Annotated in this window: 19 protein-coding genes; 12 read left to right on the top strand and 7 right to left on the bottom strand. The window is 69.3% G+C overall.

Annotated features, from left to right (window positions below; genetic code table 11):
* Position 1 precedes the first annotated feature (1 nt).
* The gene (purU, locus tag KW83_RS06835) at positions 2 to 886 is read right to left on the bottom strand and encodes a formyltetrahydrofolate deformylase (RefSeq protein ID WP_036176554.1); all 885 of its coding nucleotides are present in this window, start codon (positions 884 to 886) and stop codon (positions 2 to 4) included.
* Positions 887 to 1,117: 231 nt separating this feature from the next.
* On the opposite strand from purU, the gene KW83_RS06830 reads away from it, so the two are divergent.
* The 8 genes from KW83_RS06830 to KW83_RS06795 all read left to right on the top strand — a co-directional run bounded on the left by KW83_RS06830 (position 1,118) and on the right by KW83_RS06795 (position 9,137).
* Positions 1,118 to 2,782 (top strand): thiamine pyrophosphate-dependent enzyme, encoded by a 1,665-nt coding sequence (locus tag KW83_RS06830; RefSeq protein ID WP_036176551.1) that lies wholly within the window; start codon positions 1,118 to 1,120, stop codon positions 2,780 to 2,782.
* A gap of 118 nt (positions 2,783 to 2,900) precedes the next feature.
* Positions 2,901 to 4,085: an ABC transporter substrate-binding protein gene (locus KW83_RS06825; RefSeq protein ID WP_036176548.1), complete on the top strand. Its 1,185-nt coding sequence runs from the start codon at positions 2,901 to 2,903 to the stop codon at positions 4,083 to 4,085.
* 69 nt (positions 4,086 to 4,154) lie between these two features.
* Positions 4,155 to 4,943 carry an ABC transporter ATP-binding protein gene (locus KW83_RS06820; protein WP_036176546.1) on the top strand — a complete coding sequence of 263 codons (789 nt, stop codon included), beginning with the start codon at positions 4,155 to 4,157 and terminating at the stop codon, positions 4,941 to 4,943.
* Positions 4,940 to 5,554 (top strand): hypothetical protein, encoded by a 615-nt coding sequence (locus tag KW83_RS06815; RefSeq protein WP_152563501.1) that lies wholly within the window; start codon positions 4,940 to 4,942, stop codon positions 5,552 to 5,554. The genes KW83_RS06820 and KW83_RS06815 overlap by 4 nt, the downstream gene beginning before the upstream one ends.
* On the top strand, positions 5,551 to 6,384 hold the full coding sequence (locus tag KW83_RS06810) for an ABC transporter ATP-binding protein (protein WP_081904495.1): 834 nt from the start codon (positions 5,551 to 5,553) through the stop codon (positions 6,382 to 6,384). The genes KW83_RS06815 and KW83_RS06810 overlap by 4 nt, the downstream gene beginning before the upstream one ends.
* A 4-nt stretch (positions 6,385 to 6,388) precedes the next feature.
* Complete coding sequence (locus KW83_RS06805; RefSeq protein ID WP_036176541.1) at positions 6,389 to 6,838, top strand: hypothetical protein; 450 nt, start codon at positions 6,389 to 6,391, stop codon at positions 6,836 to 6,838.
* Positions 6,826 to 7,836 (top strand): branched-chain amino acid ABC transporter permease, encoded by a 1,011-nt coding sequence (locus KW83_RS06800; protein WP_036176538.1) that lies wholly within the window; start codon positions 6,826 to 6,828, stop codon positions 7,834 to 7,836. The genes KW83_RS06805 and KW83_RS06800 overlap by 13 nt, the downstream gene beginning before the upstream one ends.
* Positions 7,833 to 9,137 carry a branched-chain amino acid ABC transporter permease gene (locus KW83_RS06795; RefSeq protein ID WP_036176535.1) on the top strand — a complete coding sequence of 435 codons (1,305 nt, stop codon included), beginning with the start codon at positions 7,833 to 7,835 and terminating at the stop codon, positions 9,135 to 9,137. Before KW83_RS06800 ends, KW83_RS06795 begins: the two co-directional genes overlap by 4 nt.
* Positions 9,138 to 9,141: 4 nt before the next feature.
* On the opposite strand, the gene KW83_RS06790 is transcribed toward KW83_RS06795, so the two are convergent.
* From KW83_RS06790 to cobS, 4 genes are all read right to left on the bottom strand, one after another.
* Complete coding sequence (locus KW83_RS06790; RefSeq protein ID WP_036176532.1) at positions 9,142 to 9,483, bottom strand: DUF427 domain-containing protein; 342 nt, start codon at positions 9,481 to 9,483, stop codon at positions 9,142 to 9,144.
* Between the two features lie 135 nt (positions 9,484 to 9,618).
* Positions 9,619 to 11,424, bottom strand: a complete 1,806-nt coding sequence (locus tag KW83_RS06785) for an aminopeptidase P family protein (protein WP_036176954.1) — start codon at positions 11,422 to 11,424, stop codon at positions 9,619 to 9,621.
* An 81-nt stretch (positions 11,425 to 11,505) separates the two neighbouring features.
* A complete protein-coding gene (gene cobT / locus KW83_RS06780; RefSeq protein WP_036176530.1) occupies positions 11,506 to 13,386 on the bottom strand; it encodes a cobaltochelatase subunit CobT in 1,881 nt (626 codons plus the stop codon).
* A gap of 332 nt (positions 13,387 to 13,718) precedes the next feature.
* Complete coding sequence (cobS, locus tag KW83_RS06775; protein WP_036176528.1) at positions 13,719 to 14,705, bottom strand: cobaltochelatase subunit CobS; 987 nt, start codon at positions 14,703 to 14,705, stop codon at positions 13,719 to 13,721.
* A 165-nt stretch (positions 14,706 to 14,870) separates the two neighbouring features.
* On the opposite strand from cobS, the gene KW83_RS06770 reads away from it, so the two are divergent.
* The 3 genes from KW83_RS06770 (at position 14,871) to msrB (ending at position 16,720) form a co-directional block, all read left to right on the top strand.
* Positions 14,871 to 15,419, top strand: a complete 549-nt coding sequence (locus KW83_RS06770) for a sigma-70 family RNA polymerase sigma factor (RefSeq protein ID WP_268745533.1) — start codon at positions 14,871 to 14,873, stop codon at positions 15,417 to 15,419.
* Positions 15,416 to 16,132 (top strand): anti-sigma factor, encoded by a 717-nt coding sequence (locus tag KW83_RS06765; RefSeq protein WP_051928329.1) that lies wholly within the window; start codon positions 15,416 to 15,418, stop codon positions 16,130 to 16,132. The genes KW83_RS06770 and KW83_RS06765 overlap by 4 nt, the downstream gene beginning before the upstream one ends.
* A gap of 102 nt (positions 16,133 to 16,234) precedes the next feature.
* A complete protein-coding gene (gene msrB / locus KW83_RS06760; protein ID WP_036176525.1) occupies positions 16,235 to 16,720 on the top strand; it encodes a peptide-methionine (R)-S-oxide reductase MsrB in 486 nt (161 codons plus the stop codon).
* A gap of 44 nt (positions 16,721 to 16,764) precedes the next feature.
* Here msrB and KW83_RS06755 read toward each other — a convergent pair whose 3' ends face one another.
* A complete protein-coding gene (locus KW83_RS06755) occupies positions 16,765 to 17,397 on the bottom strand; it encodes a DnaJ domain-containing protein (RefSeq protein ID WP_036176522.1) in 633 nt (210 codons plus the stop codon).
* 67 nt (positions 17,398 to 17,464) lie between these two features.
* On the opposite strand from KW83_RS06755, the gene KW83_RS06750 reads away from it, so the two are divergent.
* Positions 17,465 to 17,731: a BolA family protein gene (locus KW83_RS06750; protein WP_407667845.1), complete on the top strand. Its 267-nt coding sequence runs from the start codon at positions 17,465 to 17,467 to the stop codon at positions 17,729 to 17,731.
* Between the two features lie 18 nt (positions 17,732 to 17,749).
* Here the strand turns inward: KW83_RS06750 and KW83_RS19050 are convergent, their stop codons facing one another.
* The gene (locus KW83_RS19050; RefSeq protein WP_051928328.1) at positions 17,750 to 18,202 is read right to left on the bottom strand and encodes a hypothetical protein; all 453 of its coding nucleotides are present in this window, start codon (positions 18,200 to 18,202) and stop codon (positions 17,750 to 17,752) included.
* Between the last annotated feature and the right edge of the window lie 321 nt (positions 18,203 to 18,523).

The following is an 18,523-nucleotide window of genomic DNA, read 5'->3' as shown; positions in this document are numbered from 1 at the left end:
CTCACCCCATTCGATCCGAGGTGTAGGAGCCGGGGGAGGGCGGAAAGACCACCGTCTTGTCGCCGTTGATGAACACCCGGTGGCGCGCATGGGCGTGGATCGCGCGGGCCAGGACCTGCGCCTCCACGTCGCGGCCCAGGCTCACGTAATCCTCGTTCGACTGGGCGTGGGTCACCCGCACGGTGTCCTGCTCGATGATCGGGCCCTCGTCCAGATCGCCGGTCACGTAGTGGGACGTTGCGCCGATCAGCTTCACCCCCCGCTCGAACGCCTGCCGGTACGGGTTGGCGCCCTTGAACGACGGCAGGAACGAGTGGTGGATGTTGATGATCCGCCCCGAATACTCCCGGCACATCCGGTCCGACAGGACCTGCATGTAGCGCGCCAGCACGATCAGGTCGGCGCCGGCCTCGTCGATGATCTCCATCTGCCGCGCCTCCGCATCGGCCTTGTTGTCCTTGGTGACGCGGATGTGGTGGAACGGGATGTCGTGGTTCACCACCACCTTCTGGTAGTCGAGATGGTTCGACACCACGCCCGCGATGTCGATCGGCAGCGCGCCGATGCGCCAGCGGTAGAGCAGGTCGTTCAGGCAATGCCCGAACCGGGAGACCATGACCACCACGCGCATCTTCCGCGACTCGTCGTGGAAGGCGAATTCCATGTCGAAAGGCTGCGCGACCGCGGTGAAGGCCTCGGCCAGGCCGTCTGCCGTCGCGCCGGTCTCGGCCCGCACAGACAGGCGCATGAAGAACCGGCCGGTCCTGAGGTCGTCGAACTGCGCGGAGTCCACGATGTTGCAGCCCTTTTCGGTCAGAAAGACCGAGATCGCCGCGACGATCCCGCGGGTCGACGGGCAGGTGACGGTCAGCGCGATGGTGTCCATGGACGGGCTCCGGGCGGAAATGGGTTGGGGCCGGGCACACCGGCGTCGGGGGTGTCGGCGGGGCGAGAGGCAGGTGCAACCCCTTGCCCCTCGCTAGCGGCGTTTCCGGACGGCGCGTGGCGCGCCACCGACGGCGGGCGGACGGAAACCGACGCGGGCAGCGCCATTTCGCGGTTTCGCCGCGACCGCGGGGCGTGCAGGATCGGCGCATCGCAACGGAGGGGACGGCAGATGCGCCACGGCGGACAGATCCTGATCGACAGCCTTGTGGCGCTGGGCGCGCGCAAGTGCTTCGGCGTGCCGGGAGAGAGCTTCCTGGCCGTGCTCGACGCGCTCCACGACACGGCCGGAAGGCTCGATTTCGTCAACTGCCGGCAGGAGGGCGGCGCCGGTTTCATGGCCGCGGCCTGGGGCAAGCTGACGGGCAGTCCGGGCATCGCCTTCGTCACCCGCGGGCCGGGGGCCACCAACGCCTCCATCGGGGTCCATACGGCGATGCAGGATTCGGTGCCGATGATCCTGTTTATCGGCCAGGTCGGCACCGCCATGACCGGGCGCGAGGCGTTCCAGGAGGTCGACTACCGCGCCATGTTCGGCCCCCTGGCGAAATGGACGGTCGAGATCGACCGGATCGGGCGGCTGCCGGAACTCGTCGCCCGCGCCTGGACCACGGCCACCACCGGGCGGCCCGGTCCCGTGGTCGTCGCCCTGCCGGAGGACATGCTGTCGGCGCGCTCCGACGTGGCGCCGCTGACCCGCGCCGCGCGCATCGCCCCCGCCGCGCCGGACCCCGACGCCGTGGCAGAGGCCCGGCGGATGCTGGGAGAGGCCGCCCGCCCGCTCATCCTGATCGCCGGCGCGAACTGGAGCGGGGCGGGCCGCGCCGCCCTGCGCGCCTTTGCCGAAGGCTCCGACATCCCGGTGGTGGCCGCGTTCCGCTACCAGGACAAGATCGACAACAATTCCAAGGTTTTCGCGGGTGAAGCTGGCGTCGGGATGCCGCCCCATGTGCGCGCGCTCATGTCCGGGGCCGATGTGATTCTGGCGCTCAACACCCGGTTCGGAGAGAACGTCACCGGCGGCTACACCCTCCTCGACGTGCCGGTGCCCGGGCAGCGGGTGATCCATGTCCACGCCTCCGACCGGGAGATCGGCAAGGTCTACCAGCCCGCGCTCGGCATCCACGCCCATCACGACGCGTTCGTCCGCGCGGTCTCTCCCATCTCGGGCGGTTGGGCCGGCTGGCGGGCGGAGGCCCGCGCGGGGTACGAGGCCAGCCTGGACGTGCCGCCGCAGCCCTCTGCGGTCGATATGGGCGCGGTGATCGCGCACCTCCAGGACGTGCTGCCCGGGGACGCGATCCTGACCAACGGGGCGGGCAACTTCTCGATCTGGTCCAACAAGCTTTTCCGCTACGCAGAGGACGCGCGCCTGCTGGCGCCGCAGTCGGGCGCGATGGGCTACGGCCTGCCCGCCGCCATCGCCGCAAGGATCGCGTATCCCGACCGGACTGTGGTCTGCGTGGCGGGCGACGGCGACCTGCAGATGACGTCGCAGGAACTGGCCACCGCGGCGCAGGAGCGCGCCTGCCCGGTGATCCTGGTGGTCAACAACGGCACCTACGGCACGATCCGCGCCCATCAGGAACGCCACTACCCCGACCGCGTGTCGGGCACCGCCCTGGCCAACCCCGATTTCGCCGCCCTGGCCCGCGCCCACGGGTTCCACGCCGAGCGCATCGCGGCGACGGCGGACTTCGCCGCCGCCTTCGCGCGTGCCCTTGCCTCGCCGACCGGCGGGCTTCTGGATCTGGACGTCTCGGCAGAGGCGCTGACCCCGCGCCAGAGCCTCGGCCAGATTCGCCAGGCCGGCCGGGACGCCGCGAAAAACGCCTGAGACGCCGGGTTTTCGCCACCTATCCGCAATAATCATTGACGATCGCGCGGAGTTCCAGACCAATGCGCCCGTCAAGGAAGGCCCGCCGCACGGGCCCGGACAGCCAACAGGAGAGACGATGAAACACCTGATGACGACCACCGCCGCCCTTACCCTGATCGCCGGCGCCGCCTGGGCCGAGGACGTGAAGATGGGCGTCCTGCTCAGCTTCACCGGCCCGATCGAAAGCCTCACCCCCGCCATGGCCACCGGCGCGGAAATGGCCATTTCCGAGGTTTCCGGCGACGCCAACTTCATGGACGGCTCCACGGTTGAGCCGGTGCGCGCCGACGCCACCTGCGTGGACGCCGCCGCCGCCACCACCGCGGCAGAGCGGCTGGTGACCTCCGACGGGGTGACGGCGATCATGGGCGCCGACTGTTCCGGCGTGACCACCGCGGTGCTGGCCAATGTGGCGGTGCCCAACGGCGTGGCGATGATCTCTCCCGCGGCCACATCCCCCGCGCTGACCGACGCAGAGGACAACGGCCTGTTCTTCCGCACCGCGCCGTCCGATGCCCGCCAGGGCGAGGTGCTGGCCACGATCCTGTCCGAAAAGGGCATGTCTGAGGTCGCGGTGACCTATACGAACAACGACTACGGCAAGGGTTTCGCCGACGCGTTCGAAGCCGCGTTCCAGGACGCCGGCGGCACGATCACCCTGTCGGCCGCCCATGAGGACGGCAAGGCGGACTACTCGGCGGAGGTCGGCGCGCTGGCCTCGGCCGGCGGAGACGCGCTGGTGGTGTTGGGCTACGTGGACCAGGGCGGCGCCGGGATCATCCAGTCGGCGCTGGACAGCGGCGCGTTCGACACCTTCGCGCTGGGCGACGGCATGATCGGCGACAGCCTGACCGAGCGGTTCGGCACCGACATCGACGGCACCGTTGGCACGGCGCCCGGCTCCGACAACGAAGGCGGCAGCATGTTCGCCGAGATGGCCTCGGGCGCGGGGATCGACGGCACCTCCGTCTATGCGGGCGAAAGCTACGACGCCGCCGCACTGCTGCTGCTGGCGATGGCGAAGGCCGGCTCGACCTCGGCCTCCGACTACGCGGGAGAGGTGATGGGGATCGCCAATGCCCCCGGTGAGCCGATCCTGCCCGGTGAGCTTGCCAAGGCGCTGCAGATCATCGCCGACGGCGGCGATGTGGACTATCAGGGCGCCACCGGCGTGGAGCTCGTCGAACCCGGCGAGGCCGCCGGCAGCTACGCCGAATACACCGTCACCGACGGCGCGCTGGAGGTGGTCGGCTACCGCTGATCGCACGATCCGACGACAGGGCAGCCCGGACGCGCGTTCGGGCTGTTTTCGCATGACAGGGGCAGGGGCATGATCGTCGTTCAGGACGTTCACAAGCATTTCGGCGGATTCCGCGCGGTCGATGGCGCCAGCCTGACCGTCCGCGAGGGCACGATCACCGGACTGATCGGACCGAACGGCGCGGGAAAGACCACGCTTTTCAACGTGATCGCAGGCGTTCTTGAGCCTACCTCCGGCCGCGTGACCATGGCCGGAGAGGACATCACCGGGCTGCCGCCCCACGTGCTGTTCCACAAGGGTCTGCTCCGGACCTTCCAGATCGCGCATGAGTTTTCGTCCATGACCTGCCGGGAGAACCTGATGATGGTGCCCGGCGGCCAGGCCGGAGAGCGGCTCTGGGACACCTGGTTCGGCCGCCGCCGCATCGCGGAGCAGGAGCGCGCCCTGCGCGCCAAGGCCGACGCGGTGCTGGAGTTCCTGACCATCGCGCACCTGGCCGATCACAAGGCCGGGCAAGTCTCCGGCGGGCAGAAGAAGCTGCTGGAACTGGGCCGCACGATGATGGTGGACGCGCGAATCGTGTTCCTCGATGAGGTCGGCGCGGGCGTGAACCGGACGCTGCTGAACACCATCGGCGACGCGATCCGGCGCCTGAACCAAGAGCGCGGCTATACCTTCGTGGTCATCGAACACGACATGGAATTCATCGGCCGGCTGTGCGATCCGGTGATCTGCATGGCCGAAGGCCGCGTGCTGGCCGAAGGCACCCTGGAAGAGATCAAGGCCAATGACGACGTGATCGAGGCCTATCTGGGCACCGGCCTTAAAAATCGCGACAAGCTGGGGACGGGCGCGTGAGAGAGAAAACGGACCAACCCGTGCTTCCGGGAGCGCCCGCCCTCGGCGCGGACGTAGCCGACCTGATCCGCATCGCCGCGCGTCACACCTTGTTGCCGCACCCCGATGTCGTCGCAAAAATGAATGGTGCGATGTTCCCGTCCGTTCGCGGTCCGATGAAAGATCGCTTGCGTGTGATCCGGCACGGCACGTCCGACGTGCTGGTCGATGACAACACCACTCCGCGCTGGGCCTTGTTTTGGTCACACGGGATTCGCGCAACGCACAGTGCCAAGGGCTGGACGGTCGCGCATCTTTGGCCGGGTGCGACCGTGCGGGACCCCCGATATTATACCGCGCTAGGCAATCTTGCCCTGATCGCGGAACCTTTGGCGGCGCTCTCGGACACGTCCGGCCCGTTCGCGGATTATCTGCGGTTCCATGCAAAGGCGGTCTATGGATTCGTGCCGTCCGGCGCGCCAATCCCGGCGGAGCCGCCGGGCTACGGTGCGATAGCCTGGCGCTATCTCGATCCGATCCCGGATCCGCGAGCATTTCTGCGCGGGCAGATGCTGCGGCTTGCAAATCAACGGGTCGAGAGACTTCGCCCTTTGATGTGGCCCGCGCAATGAGTGAAAGCGGCACCGACTACGGCGGGCGCGGCACGCGCGACGCCTCCATCGTGAACCCGCGCGGGGGCGGGAGGCTGCGTGCGGCGCATCGGACCGGCGGCCCCGCGCCGCAGGTGGCGGACGCGCCGTTCCTGGAAGGCCGCGCGATGACGGGCGGCTACGGCAAGGGGCCGGACATCCTGCACGACTGCACGGTGTCGGTGAACGCCGGAGAGATCGCGGTGATCGTCGGGCCGAACGGCGCGGGCAAGTCCACGGCGATGAAGGCGATCTTCGGGATGCTGGACCTGCGCGAGGGCGCGGTGATCCTGGACGGGCGGGACATCACCGCTCTGTCGCCCCAGGACCGGGTGGCGGCGGGCATGGGGTTCGTGCCGCAGACCTCGAACATTTTCACCTCGCTCAGCGTGGAGGAGAACCTGGAGATGGGCGCCTTCATCCGCCGCGACGACATCCGCCCGACCATGGAGCAGGTCTATGACCTGTTCCCGATCCTGCGCGAAAAGCGCCGCCAGATGGCCGGGGAGCTGTCCGGCGGCCAGCGCCAGCAGGTCGCCGTGGGCCGCGCGCTGATGACCCGGCCCAAGGTGCTGATGCTGGACGAACCCACCGCCGGCGTCAGCCCCATCGTCATGGACGAGCTCTTCGACCGCATCATCGAGGTCGCCCGCACCGGCCTGCCGGTGCTGATGGTCGAGCAGAACGCCCGCCAGGCGCTGGAGATCGCGGACCGCGGCTATGTGCTGGTCCAGGGCCGCAACGGATTCTCCGGAACGGGGCAGGAGCTTCTGGCCGACCCCGAAGTCCGCAAGTCGTTCTTGGGGGGGTGACGGAATGATCCGGTGGCTTCCCCTGCTGGCCTTCACGCTCGCCCTGTCATCGACGGCACAGGCCGATATGACAACCTTGAACTGCACCGTCACGGCGCGGTGCGACGGGCGCATCCTGGGGGCAAACTGCGTTCCGATCGCACCCGAAACGCATCGGTTCTCGCTGAGGGAAGGGGGCGCGACCGCGACCCTTGTCATTCGGAAAGAGCGGCTGAGACGGATCACCTATGTGCCCCACGAACGCCAATACGCCTTTGTCGACTATCTTGGGTCCGGCGCTCCGTTCGATACGATGGAATATGCAATCGAAAGATCCGATCTTAGCCTTCTGAAAGTGCCCGACTGGTCGCAGCCGGGCGGGCTCGACCAGCCGCACTGGACGGGCAGCTGCGCTGAGACCGCGCCCGACCTGCTCTCCATGAACGGAACGGAGCCCGCCGTATGGACCTTCTGAACGCCGTCGTGGCGCTGTCCAATTTCGTCCTGATCCCGGCCATCGCCTATGGCAGCCAGCTGGCGCTGGGTGCGCTGGGCGTGACGCTGGTCTACGGGATCCTGCGGTTCTCGAACTTCGCGCATGGCGACACCATGGCCATCGGCACCATGGTCACGGTGCTGTTCACGTGGTGGTTCCAGTCCATGGGGCTGAGCCTCGGCCCCGTGCCCACCGCGCTACTGGCGCTGCCCTTCGGGATCGCCGGCTGCGCGCTGCTGCTCCTGGGCACCGACCGGCTGGTCTATCGCTTCTACCGCGCGCAAAAGGCCAATCCGGTGATCCTGGTGATCGTCTCCATGGGGGTGATGTTCATCTACAACGGCATCACCCGGATCGTCATCGGACCCGACGACCAGCGTTTCGCGGACGGGGCGCGGTTCCTGATCTCGGTCGGCGACTTCCGCAAGGCCACGGGGCTTGAGGAGGGGCTGGCGATCCGCACGACGCAGGCCGTCACCGTCGTCACCGCGGTGATCGTGGTGGCCGCGCTCTTCTGGTTCCTCAACCGCACCCGCACCGGCAAGTCCATGCGCGCCTTTTCCGACAACGAGGACCTTGCCCTGCTTTCGGGGATCTCGCCCGAGCGGGTGGTCACCGTCACATGGCTGCTGGTCGCGGGACTCGCCACCATCGCGGGGGTGCTCTACGGGCTCGACAAGTCGTTCAAGCCCTTCACCTACTTCCAGCTTCTGCTGCCGATCTTCGCCGCCGCCATCGTCGGCGGGCTCGGCAGCCCGCTGGGCGCCATCGCCGGCGGCTTCGTCATCGCCTTTTCAGAGGTCACGGTCACCTACGCCTGGAAGAAGGTGCTGGGCTATCTGACGCCCGACGGGTGGGAGCCGGATGGCCTGGTCCAGCTGCTGTCCACCGACTACAAGTTCGCGGTCAGCTTCATGATCCTGGTGGTGGTGCTGCTGTTCCGCCCGACCGGCCTTTTCAGGGGGAAATCGGTATGAGCGAACCCGTCCGCAACGCCGGCCTTTTCGGCATCGTGGCGCTGCTGATCCTGGGCACGGGCGTGCTGCAAAGCTGGAACTCGGCTCTGTTCATCCTGAACTTCGGGCTGGTCTCGGCGATCATGGCGCTGGGGGTGAACCTGCAATGGGGTTTTGCCGGGCTCTTCAACGTCGGTGTCATGGGGTTCGTGGCGCTGGGCGGTCTGGCGTCGGTGCTGGTCTCCATGCCGCCGGTGGGGGCGGCCTGGTCGGCCGGCGGGCTGCGCATCCTGGCGGGGCTGGCGCTGGGGGCCGTCAGCATCGCGGCGGCCATTGCCGCCTGGCGCCTGCTGGCGCCGGGCCGGGTGCGGGCGGTGGCCATGGTGGCGATCCTGATCCTGGGGTTCGTGCTGTTCCGCGCGGTGCTCGATCCGGGCGTCGCGGCGGTGGAGTCGGTGGACGCCTCGACCACCGGCTATCTGGGCGGGCTGGGACTGCCGATCCTGCTGGCCTGGCCCGCGGGCGGATTGCTGGCCGCGGGGGCCGCCTGGGTCATCGGCAAGACGGCGCTGGGGTTGCGGTCCGACTATCTGGCCATCGCCACCCTCGGCATCGCCGAGATCGTCATCGCCGTCATGAAGAACGAGGATTGGCTGGCCCGCGGCGTCAAGAACGTCATCGGACTGCCGCGCCCCGTCCCCTACGAAATCGACCTGCAGCGCTCCTCCGCCTTCGTGGAGCGTGCCGATGCGCTGGGGATCGACCCCGTCACCGCCTCCGGCCTCTGGGTCAAGCTGCTCTATGGCGGGCTTTTCGCCGTGGTTCTGGCGATCGTCTTCGTCCTGGCGCAACTGGCGCTACACAGCCCCTGGGGCCGGATGATGCGCGCGATCCGCGACAATGAGGTTGCCGCCCGCGCCATGGGCAAGGACGTCACCCGCCGCCATCTGCAGGTGTTCGTCCTGGGCTCCGCCGTCTGCGGGCTGGCCGGCGCGATGATGACCACACTGGACGGGCAGCTGACCCCGACCACCTACCAGCCGCTGCGCTACACCTTCCTGATCTGGGTGATGGTGATCGTCGGCGGGTCGGGCTCGAACCTGGGGGCCGTGCTGGGCGGGTTCCTGATCTGGTTTCTCTGGGTCCAGGTCGAGCCTCTGGGCCAGCTGGTCATGTCGCTGGCCACGTCCGGCATGTCCGACGCCTCGCCGCTGAAATCGCATCTGCTCGACTCGGTCGCGCATATGCGGCTGCTGACCATGGGCGTGGTTCTGCTGCTGGTGCTGCGGTTCAGTCCGCGCGGGCTGATCCCGGAGAAATGACCGCTCAGACCTGCTCGACCGTCACCGTGTCGCCCTGGAATGCCAGGCAGCGTTCGATCCGGCCCACGCCGGCCTTGGGCTGCTCGTAGCTCCAGGCCGCGTCCTTCAGCGTCACCGATTTGGTCTGGATGCTGAAATAGCTGGCCGTTCCCTTGTGCGGGCACTCCGTCGTGGTGTCCGAGGGGTCCAGGAAGGCCATCGCCACATCGCCGCGCGGAAAGTAGATGACGTCGTCATGGCCGTCCTCGATCAGCCGCAGCGCCGCGGCGCTTTCGCCGATGACCGCGCCGCCGGCCCGCACGACCCAGGTGCCGTCGGCCTCTTCGATGGTGATCTTTTCCGCCATGGTGTTCTCCCCCGGTCGCGGGCCGCCGATCCGGGCCCGGTCGGTGGACTGTAGCAGGTCGCGCGTCGCAGGCAATTGCGACAGGCGCTTTGCGGGGCGCCCGTCACCGGGGACGCGCCCAACCGGGGGCGCGTGTCACAGGGGCCGGGTCACGTCCCGGAGCCAGGCCGCGACCTCCGCGGGGACCAGCGGACCGATCCGCGCCGCCACGGCGGCGTGATAGCCGTCGAGCCAGCGGCGTTCCGAGGCGCAGAGCGCGTCCGTGTCGATCAGCCGCCGGTCGATGGGTGCGAAGCTCAGCGTCTCGAACTCCAGCATCTCGCGGTCCGGATCGCCGCCCGGGGGGGGCGCCGCGCGCGCGACCGCGACCAGGTTCTCGATGCGGATGCCGAACGCCCCCTCGCGGTAGTAGCCGGGCTCGTTCGACAGGATCATGCCCGGTTCAAGCGGCGTGGCCGACTGGCGAGAGATCCGCTGCGGCCCCTCGTGGACCGACAGGTTCACGCCGACCCCGTGGCCGGTGCCGTGGTCGTAGTCCTGTCCCGCCCGCCACAGCGCCGCCCGCGCCAGCGCATCCAGGTCGCGGCCGGCCAGCCCCTCGGGCCAGCGCGCGCGGGACAGCGCGATCATCCCCTGCAACACGCGCGTGAAACAGGCGATTTCCTCGGCGCCGGGCGCGCCGATGGCCACGGTGCGGGTGATGTCGGTGGTCCCGTCCTCGTACTGGGCGCCCGAATCGACCAGCAGCAGCTCTCTGGCCGCCAGCGCCCGGTCGGTCCGCCGCGTCACCCGGTAATGGACGATGGCCCCATGGGGACCGCTGCCGGCGATGGTCTCGAACGAGATGTCCTGCAGCGCGCCGGTCTCGTGCCGGAACCCCTCCAGCGCCGTGACCACGTCGATCTCGGTCACCCGGTCGCCGGCCAGCACGCGCGCCTCCGCGCCCGCCAGCCAGTGCAGGAACCGCGCCATGGCCGCCCCGTCGCGGAGATGCGCGGCGCGGGTCGCCGCGATCTCCGCGCCGGTCTTGCGCGCCTTGGGCAGGATGCAGGGATCGGGCGCCCAGGCGATCTCCACCCCGCTCTCCTCCAGCATGTCGCCAAAGGCGAAGGGGGCGGTGTCGCGGTCCACGCGCACGGGCCCGGAGAGTTGGGACAGCGCCTGGACGATGGCTTCCTGCGGCAGCACCGGCACGCCGGGGTCCATGTCGCGGAACTTGGCTCGATCGGCAAAGAGCGTCACGGCGCCGGTGGCGGTCTCGATCAGGGCGAAGGCGTGGACGACGGGGGTGCGGGGAATGTCCGCTCCGCGGATGTTCAGCAGCCAGCAGATCGAATCCGGCACGCTGAGCGCGGCAAAGGCCTGTCCCTCCGCTTTCATCGCCGCGCAGATGCCGGCGATCTTCTCCGCCCGTGTGGCCCCGGCGATGGCTTCGGGAAAGGCGCGGACCGGACCCCGGGGCGGGGCGGGGCGGTCGGTCCAGATCCCGTCCACCGGATTGGGCGTCACGGGCACCACGCCGATCCCGGCGCCCAGACGGTCGCGCAGCCCGTCGATGTCGGACCGGGTGTGCAGCCACGGATCGAAGCCGACGCGCGCCCCCTGTCCCAGCCGGCCGGCCAGCCAGTCGGAAACCTTGCGCCCGGGCACCTGCTGCGGTTCGAAGCAGGGCGCCACCTCCGCGCGGACCTGCACGCCGTAGCGCCCGTCCACGAAGATCGCCGCCGCCTGCGCGGTCACCACGGCCATCCCCGCCGATCCGGTGAAGCCCGTCAGCCAGCGCAGCCGTGCGTCGCGCTCGGCCACATACTCGCCCTGATGCGCATCGGCGCGGGGCACCAGAAACGCGTCGAGCCGCGCCGCGGCCATGGCGGCGCGCAACTGCATCAGCCGTCCGGGCCCCGCATCCCGCTCGCCCGCCGTCTCAAAGCTCTGGAACATGGCCCCGCCCTTCATCTTTCCCGAAATATCCCGGGGGAGTCGCCGCAGGCGACGGGGGCAGCGCCCCCTTCTTGCGCGCCGTCAGGCCGCGCGGCCCGGCCTGCCCAGCATCCGCGCGCGCTTGCGGCGGTCGATGTCGAAGAGGCTCGCCAGCTGTTCGGTGATCGCGCCGGCCAGCTGGTCGGCATCGGTGATCGTCACCGCCCGGTCGTAGTACCGCGTCACGTCGTGGCCGATGCCGATCGCGCAGAGTTCCACGGCGCGCCTCTTCTCGACCATGGCGATCACGTCGCGCAGGTGCTTTTCGAGGTAATTCGCCGGGTTCACCGACAGGGTGCTGTCGTCCACCGGCGCCCCGTCAGAGATCACCATCAGGATCTTGCGCTGCTCCGGCCGTGCGGCGATGCGCCGGTAGGCCCATTCCAGCGCCTCGCCGTCGATGTTCTCCTTCAGCAGACCCTCCTTCATCATCAGCCCCAGGTTCGCGCGCGCGCGGCGCCAGGGCGCGTCGGCGGACTTGTAGATGATGTGGCGCAGGTCGTTCAGCCGGCCCGGCAACTGCGGGCGGCCGGCGGCCAGCCACGCCTCCCGGCTCTGGCCGCCCTTCCAGGCGCGGGTGGTGAAGCCCAGGATCTCGGTCTTGACGTCGCAGCGTTCCAGCGTCTGGGACAGCACGTCGGCGCAGATCGCGGCGATGCTGATCGGCCGCCCCCGCATCGAGCCGGAGTTGTCCAGCAGCAGCGTGACCACGGTATCGCGGAACTCGGTGTCCTTCTCGACCTTGTAGCTGAGCGGCGTCGTCGGCGACGCCACCACCCGCGCCAGCCGCCCGGCATCCAGCAGCCCCTCGTCGCGGTCGAACTCCCAGGACCGGTTCTGCTTGGCCTGGAGACGGCGCTGCAGCTTGTTGGCCAGGCGCGACACCGCGCCCTTCAGCGGCTCCAGCTGCTTGTCGAGATAGGCGCGCAGCCGCTCCAGCTCGGCCGGTTCGGCCAGCTCCTCGGCGCGGATGATCTCGTCGTGCTGCTGCAGGAACACCTTGTAGTTGCTGTCGGCCTCGCTCACGGCGGGGGGCGGCGGCGGCTCCAGGGGCGCGTCGCCGTCGGGCAGGTCGCTCTCTTCGCCCTCGGCGGCATCGGCCATGTCGTCCATGGAGACCTGCGCCTCGGCCGCGTCGGTCTGGGTCTCCTGGCTCTGGTCGGGCGCGGCCTCCTGTTCGTCGCTGTCCTCCTGGTCGCCGCCGGTCGAATCGGGCTGGTCCTCCTCCGCGGCATCGGCCTCCTGGTCGTCGCCCTCCTCGTCCGGGTCGCCGTCGGGATCGTCGCCCAGCTGGTCGCCGTAGCCCAGATCGTCGATCACCTGCCGCGCCATCCGCGCGAACCGGGCCTGGTCGGACAGCGCGTCGTCCAGCTCGCCCAGGGTCGCCCCGGCCTGATCCTCGAAATGCGCGCGCCACAGGTTCGCGGCCACGTCGGCGCCTTCCGGCAGGTCGCGGCCGGTGGCCATCTGACGCACCAGGTAGCCCGCGGCGACCGACAGCGGCACCTCTTCCTTGGCGACCAGCGACTTGTAGCCCTTGCGCGCGGCATCCGCCTCGATCCGCGTGTCGATGTTGGACGCGGTGCCGGGCATGGCGCGGGCGCCGATCGCCTCGCAGCGGGCGTGTTCCATCGCCTCGAAGATCTCCCGCGCCAGATCGCCCTCCGGGGCGTAGCGGCGGTTCGTCGCGCCGTCGTGGAACCGGCGGCGCAGCGCGTAGCTGTCGGCGGTGCCGCGCGCCAGCATGACCTCGTCGCGGGTCATGCGGCGGCTGACCTGCGGCAGGCGCAGCCCGTCGTTGGAAATCCCCGGCGGATCGACCGAATAGGTCACGCCCATCTCCGGGTCGTTGGCGAGCGTGCGCGTCGCCTCTGCCAGGGCCTTCTTGAACGGATCGGCCGGATTTTCGGTCTTGTTCGCCATGGGGTGCAATCTAGCCGCTGGGACGGCAGGCACAATGGGGCCGGGCGATGTTGCCGGCCGCCGCCACGCCTTTCGCCCCGGAGCCCCGCAAGGCGGGCCGGGGGACGGCGGATGTCCGTGATGGGGACGATTGGTGGCGCCACCCGGTCGGGGCAGGGATGCTGCGGCGGGGCGTCACCCCCGGGCCGTTTCTCTCACCGGTGAGACCGTTGCGGCCACCCCCTCCGATTGCCAGGCCGGAGGTGGCCCCTGATCCCTGTCGTCGTCCTGTCGCGCGCCGGGGGGTGATGCCCCGGCGCGCCTTTCGGCGGCCCTAACGCGCCGCGCGCAGGTCAGCCCAGGCTGACGCTGGCGGCACTTTCGGGCAGTTCCTCGTCAAAGCAGCGCTGGTAGAACTCGGCCACGGTCTCGCGCTCAAGCTCGTCGCACTTGTTGAGAAAGCTCAGCCGGAAGGCGTAGCCGACATTGCCGAAGATCTCGGCGTTCTGGGCCCAGGCGATCACGGTCCGGGGACTCATCACGGTGCTCAGCTCACCGTTCATGAAGGCGGTGCGGGTCAGATCGGCCACGGTCACCATCTGGTTGATGGTCCGGCGCCCCGTGTCGGTGTCGTAGCCGGGCATCTTCGACAGCACGATCCGCGCCTCCGCGTCATGCTCCAGGTAGTTCAGCGTCGCCACCAGCGACCAGCGGTCCATCTGGCCCTGGTTGATCTGCTGGGTGCCGTGATAGAGTCCGGTCGTGTCGCCCAGCCCCACGGTGTTCGACGTGGCGAAGAGGCGGAAATAGGGATGCGGATGGATCACCTTGTTCTGGTCCAGGAGCGTCAGCTTGCCGTCCACCTCCAGCACCCGCTGGATCACGAACATCACGTCGGCGCGGCCCGCGTCGTATTCGTCGAACACGATGGCGGTCGGGTTGCTCAGCGCCCAGGGCAGGATTCCTTCCTGGAATTCCGTGACCTGCACCCCGTCCCTCAACTTGATCGCATCCTTGCCGATCAGGTCGATCCGGCTGATGTGGCTGTCGAGGTTCACGCGCACGCAGGGCCAGTTCAGCTGCGCGGCCACCTGCTCGATATGGGTGGACTTGCCGGTGCCGTGGTAGCCCTGGATCATGACGCGGCGGTTGTGCTCGAACCCGGCCAGGATCGCCAGCGTCGTGTCGGCGTCGAAGCGATAGGTCGGGTCGCGTTCCGGCACCCGCTCCGAGCGATCGGCGAAGCCGTGCACCACCATGTCGCTGTCGATGCCGAAGGTCTCGCGCACCGAGACCTTGCGGTTCGGCTTGGCTTGGATGTCGAGGCTGCCGTCGGCCATGTCTGGGTCCTTCTTTCTCCGCGCCGGGGCGGGGGTCGCGTGTCGCAGGCGTCGTGCAACATATGGCCCCCGCCCGCAAGGGAAAGGCCTTTTCCGTCTGGCCAGAACAGCGCCGGTTTGGTCTAACCGCGGTCAGTGACCGTCCCCAGATCCGGAGCGACGCCGTTGGCGACCACCACCAGAGACGATATCGAGGCGATGATCGCCCGCACCGCGCAACAGGATCGGGACGCTTTCCTTGCTCTCTACGACGCGACATCGGCGAAACTGTTCGGCGTCTGCCTGCGTGTGTTGGACAGCAGGCCCGATGCGGAAGAGGTCTTGCAGGAGGTTTTCGTGAAGGTCTGGCGCAATGCCGGGCGCTATTCCGCGAACGGGCTCAGCCCGATGACGTGGCTCATCACCATCGCCCGGAACACGGCGATCGACCGGCTGCGCGCGCGCAAGGTGGTCCATGAGGATGCCGATGCCGTGGGCGGGCTTGAGGACAAGGCGCCCGGCCCGGAGGCGCAGGCCATCGCCGCCTCCCAGGCGCGGGAGATCGCCCGCTGCCTGGATGAGCTGGACGACGACCGCGCCGCCGCCGTGCGGGGTGCGTATCTGGACGGCCAGTCCTATCAGGACCTGTCGGACCGGTTCGCCGTGCCGCTGAACACGATGCGAACATGGCTCCGGCGGAGCCTGATCAAGCTGAGGGAGTGCCTGGGCGGATGAGCGACGGGACGATCGACGGACCCTTCGGGAGCGATGCGGTGCTGGCGGGCGAATATGTCCTCCACCTGCTGCCGCCAGAGGCGCGCAGGGCGGCAGAGGACCGGCTGGCCGTCGATGGCGCGTTCCGCGCTCTTGTCGCACAGTGGAGCGAGCGGTTCGCGCAGCTGGCCGACACGGTCGCGCCCGTCGATCCGCCCGCCGGCATCCGCGCGGCGCTGAGACAGGCCGTGGCCGACGCGCGCCACAATGAGCGGCGGCGGCGCGGTTCGGTGCTGGGGCGGCTGTTCGCCGGCGGTCTGGGCGGGCTGTTGGCGGCGGGCGCGGCGGTCCTGTTTCTGACCGTGGCCCTGCCGCGGATCGAGCCGCCCTATTCGGGGCCGCTTTATGCCGCGCAGTTGCAGGGAGAGGACTCGGACCTGGTGGTGCAGGCCCGTTTCGATCCGCGCGACAACGCGATCACCGTGCTGCGCCAGGCGGGCGGCCCGGCGCCGGGACGGGTGCTGGAGCTGTGGCTGATCGCGGAGGGCGCGGAAGGCCCGGTATCTCTGGGCGTGCTGCCCGAGGGCCGGGAGGTCGAGGTGGACGTGCCGGACGATCTCGCCGGCGCCATTCCCACCGGGACGCTGGCGATTTCGGACGAACCGCCCGGCGGCTCTCCGGATGCCGCGCCTTCGGGTCCGATCCTGGCGGTCGGCGCGGTGGAAGACGCCTGAGAAGACGCCTGACACGTCGATCACGTCTGCGCCATGCCGCTGTCGCCCCGCCGGCCCTGCGGGTTACTGTATCCACCGAAGATCCAAACCGGAGGACGACCGATGTACCGAAGGGCTTTCCTGACCGCCGGCGCCATGGCCGCCCTGCTGCCCGGCGCCGCCCGCGCCGCAGAGGCGTTCGAGGTGACCCGCTCGCGCAAGGAATGGCGGGCGATGCTGACCGACGCCGAATACCGGGTGATGCGGGACGAGGGCACCGAACGGGCGTTCAGCTCACCGCTGAACGCGATCACGGACAAGGGAACGTATCACTGCAAGGGCTGCGATCAGGCGCTCTACCCGTCGGACACCAAGTTCAAGTCCGGCACCGGCTGGCCGTCCTTCTGGGCGCCGCTTGAGGATGCCGTGGGCACCAAGCCCGACCCGGGGCTGTTCGGCACGCGCACGGAGGTCCATTGCGACCGCTGCGGCAGTCACATGGGTCATGTGTTCCAGGACGGGCCGGAGCCCACCGGACAGAGATGGTGCATGAACGGCGTGGCGATGTACTTCGCCCCCTCCGCCGGGGGCGCGAAGGTCGTCGGCTAGAGCGGACCTGACCGGGCGCGGCCGCAAGGTGCGCGCCCGACGCGTCAGCCGGTGAAGTGACGGCTGTCCTTGATCTGATCCCAGGCCCAGACCACCTCTGACAGCTGTTCCTCGTGACCGCGGTCGCCGCCGTTCATGTCGGGGTGAAGAACCTTGATCAAAGCCTTGTAGGCCTTGCGGATTTCCGCCTTGGTCCAGTGGTCGCGCGCATCCAGGATCTCGATCGCGCGGCGCTCTGTCGGGGGCAGTCGGCGGGTCGTGCCGCCGGTCTCGGACTTGCCGGGGTTGCGGGTGGCGTTGTTGCCCAGCACCTGATGCGGGTCGTCCACGCCCAGCCGCGCCCAGGCGCGCTGCTCCTCGGACCGCCAGGGCTTGGTGTCGCGGCCCCAGACCTTGTCCTTGGAGATCTGCTCGTCGAATTCCTCCTCGGTCTGGCCGTTGAAGAAGTTCCACTTCAGATTGTACTCTCTGACGTGATCCTTGCAGAACCACAGGTACTCATCCAGGTGATCGGGTGAGCGGGGCGCCCGGTAGAGACCCTTTTCGGCGCAGCCGGGATGTTCGCAGACCCGCGTCGAGGTCTCGAACGCGCCGGACATGCCCCGCTTGCCGCGCGGGTTTTTCTTTTTCGCCGACGACACGCGCATGTCGAATCCGAATGGGTCGCTTTTCGGCATGGGGCAGTGCTCCTTTCCGACTCGGAGACGAGAGTTTAGAGGTCCACCGCGAGAGGTGAAGAGGGAGATGCTTCTAATGCGTGTTGCCGAAGAGATCAAATCGCGGCTGGAGACCCGGTTCGCCCCGCGCGAACTGGCCGTCGAGGACGAGTCCGCGCTCCATGCGGGTCACGCCGGGGCCCCGGACGGGGGGCAGAGCCATTTCGCCGTGCGCATCCGTGCCGGAGAACTGGGCGATATGTCGCGTATCGCGCGCCACCGGGCCGTGCATGACGCGCTGGGACAGGGGTTGATGGACCGGATCCACGCCCTGGCGATCGACGCGGACGGCTGACGGCGCGGCATAGCGCCCTCAGTCGCGCGAGGTCCCGGGCAGGGGCCGGAGCCGGCCGTCTCCCTCCCGCCGGGCCGACAGGCGCGGGCCGGTCTGGCCCGGCGCATCCACGGGATCGCCACGGGCCGTTTCGGACGCGGACGGTCGCGGCTGCGCGACGCCGGGCTCCGGCCGGAGGGGGGCGGTGTCGTCCGGCGCGGCGGCGCTGTCGTCCCATGCGTCCCCCGTTCCCGTGTCGATCCAGCGGCGGAAGATCAGCACCGCCAGCGTCTCCGGCGACCGCTTGCCCAGCCAGCCGCGCCGGACCTCCGCCGTCAGGCTTTCGGAGCGCTGGAATTCCCAGCCCGCCAGCCCTTCGGCGTTCAGGATCTGCGCCATGGATTGGGCAAAGCGATCCTCCGGCGTCCTGGCCCCCTTGATGCGGGGCACGGAAGCGGGGGCCGGCACGACACGATATTCGTAGTGGGACATGGGGCGTTCTCTCTGGATCGGCCCGCCGATCTCTAGGTCAAGGGACCGGACCTGCGCAAGCCGGGGGCGGCGCGGTTTTTCGCCCGGCGGCGGGAACCCCCGGCGGGTTCCGCCGTTGCCTCGGAGTTCCGGGGCGCAGAACGCGGACGCGGCGCCATGTCCGTCCGCTTTCACAGCCGGTTCGGGACGTGGGCAATGGTGAACCTGCCCCGCAGGTTCCCGTCCCGGCAACCCCGTGCCGTCCGCCGGCGCGGACCCGTCGCACCGATCCACGATTGGCCTTTCTCTTGCGGACCTTTCACCTCACCGATCTTCAAGGAG

The sequence above is a fragment of the Palleronia rufa genome (assembly GCF_000743715.1).
Taxonomy (GTDB): Bacteria; Pseudomonadota; Alphaproteobacteria; order Rhodobacterales; family Rhodobacteraceae; genus Palleronia; species Palleronia rufa.
Note: the sequence above shows the minus strand (reverse complement) of the source record. Positions and strands in the feature narration are given on the sequence as shown.

Excerpts from the sequence above, each read along its gene's own strand:
- purU (WP_036176554.1), bottom strand. The coding sequence starts at position 886 with ATGGACACCATCGCGCTGACCGTCACCTGCCCGTCGACCCGCGGGATC.
- KW83_RS06830 (WP_036176551.1), top strand. The coding sequence starts at position 1,118 with ATGCGCCACGGCGGACAGATCCTGATCGACAGCCTTGTGGCGCTGGGC.
- KW83_RS06825 (WP_036176548.1), top strand. The coding sequence starts at position 2,901 with ATGAAACACCTGATGACGACCACCGCCGCCCTTACCCTGATCGCCGGC.
- KW83_RS06820 (WP_036176546.1), top strand. The coding sequence starts at position 4,155 with ATGATCGTCGTTCAGGACGTTCACAAGCATTTCGGCGGATTCCGCGCG.
- KW83_RS06810 (WP_081904495.1), top strand. The coding sequence starts at position 5,551 with ATGAGTGAAAGCGGCACCGACTACGGCGGGCGCGGCACGCGCGACGCC.
- KW83_RS06805 (WP_036176541.1), top strand. The coding sequence starts at position 6,389 with ATGATCCGGTGGCTTCCCCTGCTGGCCTTCACGCTCGCCCTGTCATCG.
- KW83_RS06800 (WP_036176538.1), top strand. The coding sequence starts at position 6,826 with ATGGACCTTCTGAACGCCGTCGTGGCGCTGTCCAATTTCGTCCTGATC.
- KW83_RS06795 (WP_036176535.1), top strand. The coding sequence starts at position 7,833 with ATGAGCGAACCCGTCCGCAACGCCGGCCTTTTCGGCATCGTGGCGCTG.
- KW83_RS06790 (WP_036176532.1), bottom strand. The coding sequence starts at position 9,483 with ATGGCGGAAAAGATCACCATCGAAGAGGCCGACGGCACCTGGGTCGTG.
- KW83_RS06785 (WP_036176954.1), bottom strand. The coding sequence starts at position 11,424 with ATGTTCCAGAGCTTTGAGACGGCGGGCGAGCGGGATGCGGGGCCCGGA.
- cobT (WP_036176530.1), bottom strand. The coding sequence starts at position 13,386 with ATGGCGAACAAGACCGAAAATCCGGCCGATCCGTTCAAGAAGGCCCTG.
- cobS (WP_036176528.1), bottom strand. The coding sequence starts at position 14,705 with ATGGCCGACGGCAGCCTCGACATCCAAGCCAAGCCGAACCGCAAGGTC.
- KW83_RS06765 (WP_051928329.1), top strand. The coding sequence starts at position 15,416 with ATGAGCGACGGGACGATCGACGGACCCTTCGGGAGCGATGCGGTGCTG.
- msrB (WP_036176525.1), top strand. The coding sequence starts at position 16,235 with ATGTACCGAAGGGCTTTCCTGACCGCCGGCGCCATGGCCGCCCTGCTG.
- KW83_RS06755 (WP_036176522.1), bottom strand. The coding sequence starts at position 17,397 with ATGCCGAAAAGCGACCCATTCGGATTCGACATGCGCGTGTCGTCGGCG.
- KW83_RS06750 (WP_407667845.1), top strand. The coding sequence starts at position 17,465 with ATGCTTCTAATGCGTGTTGCCGAAGAGATCAAATCGCGGCTGGAGACC.
- KW83_RS19050 (WP_051928328.1), bottom strand. The coding sequence starts at position 18,202 with ATGTCCCACTACGAATATCGTGTCGTGCCGGCCCCCGCTTCCGTGCCC.